Genomic DNA, 13,185 nt, shown 5'->3' with positions numbered 1-13,185 from the left:
CACTATTTTGTTTAAAAATGTAACAAAACAAGTCTCTATTTTTATCAAATTGTGTCGAATAGGAGAGTAAGCGCTCATTGGTAGGTCATTTTCTGATACAAACACAAGTGGACTATATATTGCAGGTCATTAAAAATTGTTGAGCCTGTTTCTTTCCCCTATCCAAGCAGACCGAATCAGAAGGAGAAGCGTCATATATGTTCACTCACGTCAAGTCCACCATTCGCCATATCGTTCCAGAAAACTTAGACGGGCGTTCCTTACTAAAGGTGGTCTATGTCGTGCTAGAGCCTCAGTACCAGAGTTCCCTATCTGCCGCTGTCAGGCAGATTAACCAAAACAATCCCAGACTAGCGATCGAAATTAGCGGCTATTTAATCGAAGAACTGCGCGATCGAGAAAATTACGAAGATTTTAAGCGAGATATCGCCGAAGCGAATATTTTTATTGCCTCGCTGATTTTTATCGAAGACCTAGCCGAAAAAGTGGTAGGAGCAGTACAGCCATATAGAGATAAATTGGACGCGATCGTGGTCTTTCCGTCGATGCCACAGGTAATGCGCCTCAATAAAATGGGAAGTTTCTCGATGGCGCAACTCGGTCAGTCTAAAAGTGCGATCGCGCAGTTCATGCGCAAGCGTAAGGAAAATTCGGGCGCATCTTTCCAGGACGCCATGCTCAAACTATTGCGTACTCTGCCGCAAGTCCTAAAATACCTTCCCATCGATAAAGCACAGGATGCCCGCAATTTTATGCTCAGTTTCCAGTATTGGTTGGGCGGTTCTTCGGAAAATCTGGAGAATTTCCTGCTGATGTTGGCAGATAAATATGTTTTTAAGGATCGAAATAAGGATAAGTCGGTTGAGTATCAAGAACCCGTCGTTTATCCCGACATGGGCATTTGGCATCCGCTAGCGATGAAAATGTTTGAGGATGTCAAAGACTATCTCCATTGGTATAACAGCCGCACCGATATTTCCGAGGATCTCAAAGATCCTTTAGCCCCTTGTATCGGTCTGATCCTGCAACGAACTCACCTGGTAACGGGCGATGATGCCCATTATGTGGCGATGATCCAGGAATTGGAAGCGATGGGCGCAAGGGTAATTCCCGTCTTTGCAGGCGGATTGGATTTCTCGAAACCCGTTGACGCTTATTTCTACAATTCGTCATTAGTCAATGACAAAGGAAAAACGACAAAGGACAAAGTTCCTCTTGTCGATGCCGCAGTCTCTCTGACTGGATTTGCCTTAGTGGGAGGGCCCGCGCGACAAGACCATCCCAAAGCAATTGAATCGCTTAAGCGCCTAAATCGCCCCTATATGTGCGCCTTGCCCCTGGTCTTCCAAACCACGCAAGAATGGGAAGAAAGCGATCTGGGACTGCATCCGATTCAAGTTGCCTTGCAGATTGCCATTCCAGAATTAGACGGCGCGATCGAACCGATTATTCTCTCCGGTCGAGATAGAAACACCGGACGAGCGATCGCTTTACAGGATAGAATCGAAGCGATCGCGCAACGGGCAATGAAGTGGGCAAACCTACGCAAAAAGCCCAAACTAGAAAAGAAAATAGCTATCACCGTCTTTAGCTTCCCTCCCGATAAAGGAAATGTCGGAACGGCTGCCTATTTAGATGTCTTCGGTTCGATTTATGAAGTAATGAAGGCACTGCAAGGTAATGGCTATGACGTGCAAGATTTGCCGGAGTCGCCCAAAGCGTTGATGGAAGCAGTTATTCACGACGCGCAGGCACAGTACAAAAGCCCCGAATTAAACATTGCCTATCGGATGTCGGTCGAACAGTACGAAAGCTTAACCCCCTATTCAGTCCGTCTCGAAGAAAACTGGGGACCGCCGCCAGGACATCTCAACAGCGACGGACAAAACCTACTCATTTACGGCAAGCATTTCGGTAATGTCTTCATCGGCGTACAGCCTACCTTCGGATACGAAGGCGACCCCATGCGCTTGTTATTCTCTCGTTCTGCAAGTCCCCACCACGGATTTGCCGCTTACTATACTTATCTCAATCATGTCTGGAAAGCAGATGCCATCCTGCATTTTGGAACGCACGGATCCCTAGAATTCATGCCGGGCAAACAGATGGGAATGTCTGGAGATTGTTACCCCGACAACCTCATTGGGAATCTTCCCAACCTCTACTACTACGCGGCGAATAACCCTTCCGAGGCGACCATTGCCAAGCGTCGCAGCTATGCCGAAACTATCTCCTATCTTACTCCTCCCGCAGAAAATGCAGGATTATACAAAGGGTTGAAAGAACTCAGCGAGTTAATTGGTTCTTATCAAACCCTCAAAGATAGCGGGCGTGGGGTACAGATTGTCGATACCATCTTAGATAAAGCGCGACTGTGCAATCTGGACAAAGATATCGCTTTACCAGAAACCAATGCCCAAGACATGACCGCCCAAGAACGAGATAACGTCGTCGGTTTGGTCTATCGCAAGTTAATGGAAATCGAATCGCGCTTACTGCCTTGCGGATTACATGTCATCGGCAAACCGCCAAGCGCCGAAGAAGCGATCGCAACTTTAGTGAATATAGCCATTCTCGATCGCGAAGAAGAAGAAATTCTTTCCTTACCTCGTATCATTGCCAATAGCATCGGACGCGATATCGACGAGATCTATAAAAATAGCGACAAAGGAATCCTCGAAGACGTTGACTTGCTGCAAAACATCACTCAAGCAACTCGCGCTGCCGTATCTGCCTTAGTCAAGGCGCAGGTAGACGCAGAGGGACGAGTATCGATGATTTCCAAACTCAATTTCTTCAATATCGGCAAAAAAGCGCCTTGGGTAGAAGCGTTGCATCAATTGGGTTATCCCAAAGTTGACCAGGAGGCATTGAAACCCCTGTTTGAATATCTCGAATTCTGCTTAGAACAGGTTTGCGCCGATAACGAACTCGGTGCATTGCTAAAGGCATTAGAAGGCGAATACGTTCTTCCCGGTCCCGGAGGCGACCCCATCCGCAATCCCGACGTTCTGCCAACGGGTAAGAATATCCACGCGCTAGATCCCCAATCCATTCCAACGATGGCGGCAGTAAAATCGGCTAAAATCGTCGTAGACCGACTGCTAGCGCGACAAAAGGCAGATAATGGCGGCAAATACCCCGAAACAATTGCCTGTGTCCTCTGGGGAACCGATAATATCAAGACCTATGGGGAATCTTTGGCACAGATTATGTGGATGGTGGGAGTCAAACCCGTTGCCGATGCCTTAGGACGAGTTAATAAATTAGAATTGATTCCCCTCGAAGAATTGGGTCGTCCTCGTATTGACGTAGTGGTCAACTGTTCTGGAGTCTTCCGCGACTTGTTCATCAATCAGATGAATCTACTCGACCAAGCGGTGAAGCTGGCAGCGGAAGCAGACGAACTCTTAGAAATGAACTATGTCCGCAAACACGCCTTAGAACAAGCAAAAGATACGGGATTAAGCTTGCGTCAAGCGGCGACTCGCATCTTCTCCAACGCTTCCGGTTCCTATTCTTCTAACATCAACCTGGCAGTAGAAAACAGCAGTTGGGAAGAAGAAAAAGAATTACAGGAAATGTATCTCAATCGCAAGTCCTTTGCCTTTGACTCCGACAATCCCGGCGTGATGAATGAAAATCGGAAGATATTTGAATCGGCACTCAAAACCGCGGAAGTGACCTTCCAAAACCTCGATTCTTCTGAGATCAGTCTTACCGACGTTTCTCACTATTTCGACTCCGACCCGACAAAAGTTGTTGCTAACCTACGGGGAGATGGCAAGAAACCTGCGGCATACATTGCCGATACGACGACTGCTAACGCACAGGTACGGACGCTATCGGAAACCGTGCGCTTGGATGCGCGGACGAAGCTACTCAATCCCAAGTGGTATGAGGGAATGCTCAGTCACGGATACGAAGGCGTGAGAGAACTCTCGAAACGTCTCGTCAATACGATGGGTTGGTCTGCAACTGCCGATGCAGTCGATAATTGGGTTTATGAAGATGTCAATTCCACCTTCATTAAAGATGAGGAAATGTGTCGGCGTTTGATGAATCTCAATCCCAATTCTTTCCGCAAAATTGTCGGCACGTTACTCGAAGTCAACGGTCGCGGTTATTGGGAAACCAGCGAAGAGAATCTAGACCGTTTGCGCGAGTTGTATCAAGAGGTTGAAGATCGGATTGAAGGGATTGAGTAATTCTCAATAGGATAAAATGAAAAAGAGACGCGATAAAATTTTTTGTCGTGTCTCTTTTTATTAATAATTGTTTCAATCAAATTTCATCATAAAATTAAACATAAAAATCCAAAAGCGGATGACTTTAAAAGCAATTTTATTTGACTTCAATGGCGTTATTATCAACGACGAACCAATTCATAAAGAGTTAGTTGATGAAATTTTATTGAGAGAAAATCTGCGTCCCTCTGCTGGGGAGTTTCAAGAATTTTGTTTGGGAAGGAGCGATCGTGCTTGTCTGTCTAACATTCTTTCTCGTCGAGGACGAATGGTATTAGACGATTATCTCGATCGATTAATTGAAATTAAATCTAGATCTTATCAGCAACGCATAGAACAATTAGAAACGCTGCCAATTTATTCGGGACTAACAGATTTTCTAGCTAAAATTCAGGCAAAAGGATTAAAAATAGGAGTAGTAACGGGTGCATTGGGTTCGGAAGTTGCACTGATTCTAAAACGCGCTGGCATCGCTTCCTATTTCAGTGTTATTGTAGCAGGCGACGATCTAAAAGCCAGCAAACCCCAACCCGATGGCTATCTGCTAGCAGTCGAGCGCTTCAATCGTTTAGACATGACACTACAACTACAACCCTCAAATTGCTTAGCGATCGAAGATACTCCTGCCGGAATTCAAGCAGCAAAAAAGGCAGGAATGCAAGTAGTCGGGATAGCCAATACCTATCCCTTTCATATCATGCAACGTTTAGCCAACTGGGCGATCGATTACTTGTGGGACTTAGAATTAGAAAGGATCGAGCGAGTTTTTTCTCAAAGTCGCTAATTGCTACAATAAACTTTCCAAGACTGCCCCTACAACGCGATGATCCGCATCTTCTTTTAGCTGTAGGAGAGCTTCTTTTGCCCTCGGATCGTCAAATTTTGCTAAAGCTTTGGCAACACCCGCTCGCAGGCGCCACCAATCTACTTTAACTAAAGCTAAAAGTTTTTCCAATGCGGCGTCTTCTCTAATCGTACCAGCAAGCAAACCCAACGCATTAACAGAAGCTTCTTGGACTGTCAGATCTTCCCCTTCTAATCCGCACGCACAGACTTCAAACAATTCTTCTGGAGAATTTAATTCAACCATTGCTGCAAGAATGCTGCGACGAACTAACCAATGATCGTCCCGATAAAAGGTTGCCACTAAATGAGGCATGGCTATCTCGCCATAAAACGAGAGAGAATTTGCAGCTTCCGAACGAACGTTAGGATCGCGATCGAATTGCATTAACTCTAGCAAGGCAGCAAATGCTTCTGCCGATTGCTTTCTACCCAATCCCATCGCCACAAAGGAACGGACGATAAATTCTTGGTCGCGTATTCTAGTGAGCAGCAGGGGAACGGCTATCTCTGAATCATAACGTCTTAACTCAACGATCGCTTTGAGTCTATCTTGAGAGTCAGAACTTTTCAGACAGGCTTCAATCTGGTTAATTTCCATAAGCGTTATCGAGACAGTTTTCTTAATTCTACTTTACTTTACTTTACAAAAGTAGCGATAGGAGACAGGTTTTGGGAAGATAAAGGCTAGAGCAATATATCGTTAACAGAAAGTAGAGCTTATGTCTGAGAATTTAACCACACCAGTATCAGCAGCAGAAATTAAGGAAGTCATCCTAGAATTAGAGCAATATCGAGAAAGGCTTGTCAACGAAATGCTCCAAATGGCGCAAAAAGCCAAATTTTCTAAAAAAGCTGCTATGGAACACCTTTCCCGACATCCTGAAATTGCTCGGATTGATGCCGCCATAGAAAAACTTCGTGCCCAACAAATTCAGTAACAACAAATTCAGTAAAACGTTCGGGAGCAAAAACATTTAGTTAAGTTATCTTAGAATTATGCAACTCAGCAAAAGAGCTAAACAATTAATTCCCAAGGCAAGAATTGTTAGCTTTGCAACTTGGAAAAACCATTATCCTAGTGAAGTAATTGCCATTTTTCAGAAAGCAGATGATGAAGGTCGCTATCTTACTGACGAAGACATAGAACGAATCAAAACCCTTTCTTCAGAGACCTTAGTGTCACTCGAAAGAGCAAAATTATTGAGAGAAAAAGCGACTGAAATCGTTAGCGAAGCTAGAAAGAAAGTTTTAGAACGATTTCCGAATATTACTCAACCAGGAGGCGACTTATATCCTCCTGAAAGGGCAGAAGCTTGTTGGCGAGATTTCTGGCATTTTTTGCGCTGCATTTCTTATGGCATTGCTGGTCAAAGTACCGCCTATACCAGTCAAGAAGGATTAAACAATATGCAATTACTTTACCAAGAATTGCGCGTTCCTTTAGAGGCAATGGTTTTAGGATTGGAAAATTTAAAGTGTTTTAGTTTAAAACAATTTCAAGGGGAAGAATTAGAAAATATCGCTCCTTACTTTGACCATTTAATTGAGAAAATGAAACAGTTTCAGTAAATTTGAATAAATGACTGTATGGGCATTTTTTTTACACTAACTGTTGTAAGTCTTTAGCTTTTTTAAAAACTGAATTATGGATACTTCTAAATTTGTAGAATTTTTTGATTGTTGCGTGGGCAGTTGGGCGACGGAACGAACGTATCACTATTTAACCCACAATGAAGTCGAGCGATCGCGAACAGAATTTACCATCGCTCCTCTAACTTCCGATCTAAAAGCTAAAGTTATGTCAGATAATCAATATGCTCTACTATCAAATTTAGAAAGTCTTCCAGGATTTAGCTTAGGATTTTATACAATTTCTGAAAAAGGCGAAGAAGTCTCTCAACAACTCAATCTTTTATTCGTTCCCAAACAAAAAATTAATGCTTTTTTAGAAGGGGATTATCTGCGCGATCGCGCCTATGAAGAAGCAAAACCAATTATTTCTCATTTTCGCTTCGATTCTCAAACCAGAGAATTATTAATGACGACTCATTACACTCGCGTTGTCTCCGTCGATTCGATTACATTAGTTAATCCCAGTTTACGCATTAGAAAAATAATCAACTATCAACGTCCGCCAGAAGGACAGCCACTCGAACAAGTCGCTTTAGTTGGATTTGGCGTAGAACTAAAAGTTAGTTAAAACTGAGATCTTGCGCCAGTCTCAACAGTCCGACCCTCGATGTTCTATCGCTGCCTCATATTTGTCGTCTTCATACGACTAGAGAAGTGTTTCAGTCCATTTTAATGGACTTGATATATAAGCCTGGAAATTGATTTCCAGGCACCTGTTGCGAAGGGTGCAAGATCTTAGTTACAAGCTATTTTATGCGTTTTAGCCGCGTCAACGCGAAACGATCCAAATCGATTTTGGATTTTAAAAGACTTTTATCGGACGATCGCAGTTTGATTTACGTTAATAAATTGCTCACACGCGATCGCCCTAACTCGATGAACTACCGTAGACAAAACTACGCTAGCCATTGGATTTGTACTCAGATTTCTGGTTTATCAAACTATTCAAAATTCTTATTGCTTTCTTGCTGGGGAGGCAAGATTCCTCGCAGAGCTAGCAGAGATATTTGCTGCGGTTGCCATCATAGCCATACGTTGTGCCTGTTGTAAGAGCGCTTCCATGGCTTGAATTGGATTGGATGTGGAACCAGCACCACCAGCAATCTTTTCCACTTCTAGATCGGATAATTCTCTCAAGCAACCTAAATCTTCTATTTGGATTGTGGATTTATTTTGTTCGAAAGGATTCATAATTTCCTCCAATTCTTCGCTCTATATCCTAAAGCCTAAATAATACTATTTGCTTGACAGATAAGATAATTTTAAAAAACATTGATTTCTTAATATAAATACTAAATCTTTATATTTAGTAAATTCTTAAAATATCTGGAATGAAATATATGCGATCGCATTACTTTGTCTTACCATCATCAACTAAACGACCATCTTCCATGTAAATAATGCGATCGGCGACATCGAGAATGCGATTGTCGTGAGTCACCAGTAGAATAGTATAGCCTTGCTCTTTCGCTAACTTTTGCATCAATTCCACCACATCTCGACCGGATTTTTTATCGAGTGCGGCGGTGGGTTCATCTGCTAAGACAATTTGAGGATGGCTAACTAAAGCGCGTGCGATCGCAACTCGTTGTTTCTGTCCGCCAGATAAATTCTCTGGATAATAATCGACGCGATTTCCTAACCCAACGGATTCTAACATTGCGATCGCTTTGGCATCAATCTTTTCATCAAGAAAATCCTCGTGTAATTCCAAAGACATCTTCACATTTTGCTTTGCACTCAAGAAAGTCATTAGGTTGTTTGCCTGAAAAATATAGCCAATTCGTTTGCGAACTTGCGTTAACTGTTGCTTGCTTGCGCCGCACATTTCCTGTCCTAATATTTTTAGGCTACCTTCATGGGCAGAACGTAAGCCTCCTAATAAAGTTAATAGAGTTGTTTTACCAGATCCAGAAGGTCCCGTCATAATGACGATTTCGCCGAAGTTAATCTCTAAATTAATGTCGTATAAAGCTTGTTTGCGAAGCGCACCTTGACCGAAGTAATGGTTGAGGTTGCGGGCAGAAATAATGGGAGTGAGTGTAGTTTGGGTCATGATTAATTTTGGATTGATAATCTAGTTAAAAGATTGAGTGACTGAATAGATAGATAACAGAATCAACTATTAGTAAAAAGCCAAAAATTATCAGAACGACGCACATGATTTTGGGAAACTAATCAGCGATCGAGGGATGAATGCGATCGAGTACGGAAGCAGCATTTTTATGAAAGAAAAATTAGTCGTTGACTGGTTAGCAAATTTGTTGGAGTGGTAGCCAAGCAGAATTAAGACAATGCCAAGAAGGAACTGAAAAAATAGATAACTTCGTTTAGACGGCTGAATAGTTGAGCGATAATTTGAGTCAATCCTAGAATTAATAACCAACCAGCTATCCAAGCGGCAAAGAATTTTTCCAACGATAAAAGTGACAGAACGAGCTATTGGTTTCGGCGTACTCAACAAATAAATTTGATAAATTTGAACTGCCATAGCACTTGGATTAATGCTATCAATAGCAGCGATCGCGACAATAGAACTCAGTAATGTCTCCATATTTGTTAAATTTTTAATAAAACTTTCTGAAAATTCTAAAAAATGTCTGCGGGATCGGCAGATTGTAATTTCCGCATCGCGATCGCGCCCGATATAAAACACATCAAAACCGTTAAAATAAACACGGTAATCGACCGACTGGTTTTCATGGCGATGGGAAGCATGGTGGCGGCGTAGGTTAGCTGATACAGTCCGAGCGATAGAATAAATCCCGGAATATAACCCAGTACCGCTAGAATTAAAGCTTCTTGCATGAGAACTGTTAGTAAATAGCGATCGCTGTATCCCATTGCTTTGAGCGTCGCGTATTCCGGCAAATGGTCGGATACGTCGGAGTAGAGGATCTGATAGACGATGACGATCCCGACGATGAAACCCATAATTACTCCCAGTCCAAAGATAAAACCGATGCCCGTACTATTTGCCCAGTATTGTTGCTCGATTTGGGCAAATTCTTCTGTAGTCAGGACTAGAACGTCGTCGGGCAAACCTGCGTCGAGTCGCGATCGCGCTGTTTCGACATCTGTACCCGGTTTGAGTGCAATCAGACCGATATCGATCTGATTGGGTTGGCGATTGGGGAATAGGTGCAGAAAGGTAGATTCGCTAGCGATGACGTTGCCATCGGCAGCAAAGGATGCTCCGTTGGTAAACAAACCTGCCACCGCGATCGCTTTGTTGTTTATTTCTGTCTCTAGGGTACCAGTCTGGTTGAAAATATCCGCGATCGCTCCGTATTCTGGACGACCTGCTCGATCGAATAGCACCCGATTGAGCTGCTTTAGTTGCTCTCGATTTTGGTTGCCTTCTAAAAACTTAAATGTCGGTTTTACCGGATCGATTCCCCACACGAGAATAGTCCGCTCTAGACGAGTTTCAGGATTGCGCCACTGCCCAGAGGCAAAGTAGACGGGACTGACGGACTCGACTCCTTCATATGCCAATGTTTGATAAAGACGCTCTCTCGGAAAGCTTTTGACCGAGAACAGGGTTTGTAGTTGCGGATCGATTAAGACTAAATCTGCCTCTAAATTGCGATGGGGTTTGACGGCTGCATCATAGAGCGCATCTTGAAATGCCAATTGAATAAACATGAGAATATCTGCAAAGGCAATTCCTGCTAAAGCGACGAAAAAGCGCGTTTTTTCTTTCTTTAGCTGAAGCCAAGCTAGGGGTGTTTTGCGCAAGCGTTTGAGAATCATTAATGAATCAACTTAATATCGAATGTTCGTTATAAATAAGATTATAATAAAGAGCTATGATAAACACAAGTTATTCATTATGATAAAAGTTTTTTTAATCCTGTACAGTCCAGGACACATGAGAATGAAGGTGCAAGATCTTAGTTGAAACTTACCTCTTGCAGCAGTTGCATCAACCGCCGGGAAATAAATTCTCTTATGCAGTCGTCTTTAGACGACTTGAAATATGAGGCAGCGATTTCAATCGCTGACTTGAGAATGGTGCAAACTTATCGATCGCACTGCCAGCGGGAGGCAAATAAGCAAACAGCGACCTCAAGGAGATATTCAATCGGCTTAAACATCAAAATCGTAACGGCTACGCTGAAAATATTGGGGTCGTAAATGGCATAAAACTCCAAGTCTTCTAAAGCAATCTCGTGTAATATCATCAGCGTATTGATATAGGAATTGGGAGCGATCGCCCAGCGAAGCTTCCATTTCGTCAATCGCAGCCAAATGCGCGAAGTGTTAGACAACAGGTTGCTTTTCATTTGTTCCCTCTAGCTCCAGCCGCTATTAACTACATCTCTTGTGCTAAGATTCCCGCTCGCATCATACCATTTTGGATTTTCGCATTCGCCAATGACGCGATCGCTGAATTTTACTATATCGAACACTTGTTATAAAATCAAGTCGAGCGATCGCGCTCCTAAAAAATATGAGAGGCTAATTTGGTAGAATGCCCCTGCCTTTAAAGATCCAGACGATCTGCCGCTAGAAATTTATGAAAATTAAGCTCTTATTGCTTTATTTAATGCCCTTACCCGCGCGATCGCGATAAACTACACGCGCAGGCTGGAAACTTTGGCACACTCATATGCTGTAGACACCATTGCCGCCATTAACTGTTCGGGTAAAACGGGGAAAGGCAGGCGATCGATATCAGAATCGGGACGGCAAGTGATTTCTGCCGCATAACGCAGTTCGGCTAAAGTAATATTTTTCAACCCTAAATCTTCTAGCGTCTTTGGCAAACCGATCTCGTCGTAGAATTTCAATAACTGCTGTCGGGCGGAGACGGCAAGTTGATTTCCCTGGATCATTTCTTCAAGCCGCAATTGCACTAAAATACCGTAGGCAACTTTTTCTCCGTGTAAAGCATGGTGAGCGGCTGGAATATGGGTCAAGCCATTGTGAACGGCATGGGCAGCAGCCGTGCGGCAATTTGCTCCGCCCAACCCGCCGATGACTCCTGCGAGTAAAACGGTTGCATCGACCACTTCTCGCCACTCTTCGCCGCCAGGAGTTTCTAGGGCAGCAGAGGATTTTTGCAAGAGGATATCGCGTAAAACTCTTGCCTGTTGTACCGCAGCAATAGTCAGAGTTGCCGTTGAAGCACCACTGCTAACCGAGGCTTCGTACCACTTCGCGATCGCGTCTCCAATTCCTGCCACGAGCGTCCGTTGCGGCGCAGTTTTAATTAACTCATAATCAAGGATGAGGAGATCGGGACAGCGACTTAAAGGGACATCGTATTGAAATGCTCCTTCATTAGAATAAACGTTAGACAGAGCCGACCAAGCAGCACAAGTCGCCCCAGAGGTGGGAATGGTGACTACGGGCAATTGACACCGATGCGCCAGCAATTTTGCCGTATCTAAGGCTTTTCCGCCACCAACGCCAATAATCAGATCGGCTTGATGCTCTTTGACGGCTTCTCTGAGAGAGGCTAACGAGGTTTCCGAACAGTCGGGGCTGTAGGTTGCCTCAGAGGCGTTCAGTTTGGATTGTTTGAAGAGAGGCTGGAGATGAGGTTTGACGATCCCTAACGTCTGGTTGCCGCCAACGACTAAGGGACGCTTTCCCAAAAGGGCGATCGCTTCTGCGGCAGCTTGAAGAGAATTTTCACCCCGCAGGACTTGAGTGGGGGCGACAAACAGAGAAATGAGCGAAGTGGCAGCGTGACTAGACAATTTTGTAACGTTCTATCTCATTAATATGGATGTATTTTTCTCTATGTTAGCCTCTGTTGCTCTTCGATCGTTATCCCTTAGCGTTCATTTCCAATTTAGCGAGACTTTCGGGGAAGATTTCGATTTGCATTTGGTCGTCGTCCCGTTTAGCGAGCGATCGCTTGACTTGTCCCACATACACTGGTACTGATACTCCTGATTCTGGATGCAGCAAGACGCGCGCCCGAATGGTTAATTGATTTTCGCCACCAATGCTGTTTCTGCCATAGGAAAATAAATCGTCAGCAGCTTGCCGCAGCGTTGCCTCCAATTCCGATTCGGTTATTTTCGGCGGCACGGCGATTACTGCCTGGGTTGCCCCGTTATCGTAAACCAGAGCAAAACGAACGGCACCGGGGACAACCGTGCGAGTAAATAATCCCAGTCCCAGAGCAAATATTCCTGCCGTCAGAACTACCATAAAACTCGTTACCCCGACCAAGCGAAAGCGAATGCCCCACCCGAAGACAAACCCCAAAATTGTGAGGACGAGACATATTAAGGTCAAGATTCCCAACCATTGAGTATAAGTAGAAAAATCCAGCGATGACGTATCCATTGGCAATAATCTCAAATAATTCGTAGCCCATCGAATCCTATTCAATCTTAAAGATTGATATACGAGTATTTCAATTGTGTCAGGATTGTATTTTCTCGTCTATCTTGTTTAGACATGCCATCGGGCATAAATCCCATGGCTTTATAAAACT

At 43.8% G+C, this 13,185-nt stretch carries 12 protein-coding genes; 5 read left to right on the top strand and 7 right to left on the bottom strand.

Annotated elements, in window-relative coordinates; genetic code table 11:
* Window positions 1-197: 197 nt before the first annotated feature.
* On the top strand, window positions 198-4,208 hold the full coding sequence (locus PLE7327_RS16450; protein ID WP_015144925.1) for a magnesium chelatase subunit H: 4,011 nt from the start codon (window positions 198-200) through the stop codon (window positions 4,206-4,208).
* Window positions 4,209-4,326: 118 nt separating this feature from the next.
* Entirely contained in the window at window positions 4,327-5,031 is a 705-nt protein-coding gene (locus PLE7327_RS16445) for an HAD family phosphatase (protein ID WP_015144924.1), read from the top strand.
* A 3-nt stretch (window positions 5,032-5,034) separates the two neighbouring features.
* Here PLE7327_RS16445 and PLE7327_RS16440 read toward each other — a convergent pair whose 3' ends face one another.
* Complete coding sequence (locus PLE7327_RS16440) at window positions 5,035-5,691, bottom strand: HEAT repeat domain-containing protein (protein ID WP_015144923.1); 657 nt, start codon at window positions 5,689-5,691, stop codon at window positions 5,035-5,037.
* Between the two features lie 121 nt (window positions 5,692-5,812).
* On the opposite strand from PLE7327_RS16440, the gene PLE7327_RS16435 reads away from it, so the two are divergent.
* The 3 genes from PLE7327_RS16435 (at window position 5,813) to PLE7327_RS16425 (ending at window position 7,293) form a co-directional block, all read left to right on the top strand.
* Window positions 5,813-6,031, top strand: a complete 219-nt coding sequence (locus tag PLE7327_RS16435; protein ID WP_015144922.1) for a hypothetical protein — start codon at window positions 5,813-5,815, stop codon at window positions 6,029-6,031.
* 58 nt (window positions 6,032-6,089) lie between these two features.
* Window positions 6,090-6,662 (top strand): penicillin tolerance protein, encoded by a 573-nt coding sequence (locus PLE7327_RS16430; RefSeq protein ID WP_015144921.1) that lies wholly within the window; start codon window positions 6,090-6,092, stop codon window positions 6,660-6,662.
* Between the two features lie 76 nt (window positions 6,663-6,738).
* Entirely contained in the window at window positions 6,739-7,293 is a 555-nt protein-coding gene (locus PLE7327_RS16425) for a phycobiliprotein lyase (protein ID WP_015144920.1), read from the top strand.
* Between the two features lie 386 nt (window positions 7,294-7,679).
* Here PLE7327_RS16425 and PLE7327_RS16420 read toward each other — a convergent pair whose 3' ends face one another.
* The 6 genes from PLE7327_RS16420 to PLE7327_RS16395 all read right to left on the bottom strand — a co-directional run bounded on the left by PLE7327_RS16420 (window position 7,680) and on the right by PLE7327_RS16395 (window position 13,034).
* A complete protein-coding gene (locus PLE7327_RS16420) occupies window positions 7,680-7,916 on the bottom strand; it encodes a hypothetical protein (protein WP_015144919.1) in 237 nt (78 codons plus the stop codon).
* Window positions 7,917-8,076: 160 nt separating this feature from the next.
* On the bottom strand, window positions 8,077-8,781 hold the full coding sequence (locus tag PLE7327_RS16415) for a DevA family ABC transporter ATP-binding protein (RefSeq protein WP_015144918.1): 705 nt from the start codon (window positions 8,779-8,781) through the stop codon (window positions 8,077-8,079).
* A 533-nt stretch (window positions 8,782-9,314) separates the two neighbouring features.
* Window positions 9,315-10,481, bottom strand: coding sequence for an ABC transporter permease DevC (gene devC, locus PLE7327_RS16410; RefSeq protein ID WP_015144917.1), 1,167 nt, complete (start codon window positions 10,479-10,481; stop codon window positions 9,315-9,317).
* Between the two features lie 269 nt (window positions 10,482-10,750).
* Window positions 10,751-11,014 carry a hypothetical protein gene (locus tag PLE7327_RS16405; RefSeq protein ID WP_015144916.1) on the bottom strand — a complete coding sequence of 88 codons (264 nt, stop codon included), beginning with the start codon at window positions 11,012-11,014 and terminating at the stop codon, window positions 10,751-10,753.
* A gap of 291 nt (window positions 11,015-11,305) precedes the next feature.
* Window positions 11,306-12,436 (bottom strand): iron-containing alcohol dehydrogenase family protein, encoded by a 1,131-nt coding sequence (locus PLE7327_RS16400; RefSeq protein ID WP_015144915.1) that lies wholly within the window; start codon window positions 12,434-12,436, stop codon window positions 11,306-11,308.
* A 70-nt stretch (window positions 12,437-12,506) separates the two neighbouring features.
* Window positions 12,507-13,034, bottom strand: a complete 528-nt coding sequence (locus tag PLE7327_RS16395) for a Ycf51 family protein (protein ID WP_015144914.1) — start codon at window positions 13,032-13,034, stop codon at window positions 12,507-12,509.
* Window positions 13,035-13,185 lie beyond the last annotated feature (151 nt).

This window comes from Pleurocapsa sp. PCC 7327, from assembly GCF_000317025.1.
Classification (GTDB): domain Bacteria; phylum Cyanobacteriota; class Cyanobacteriia; order Cyanobacteriales; family Microcystaceae; genus Hydrococcus.
This window is presented reverse-complemented; position numbering and strand designations above follow the sequence as displayed.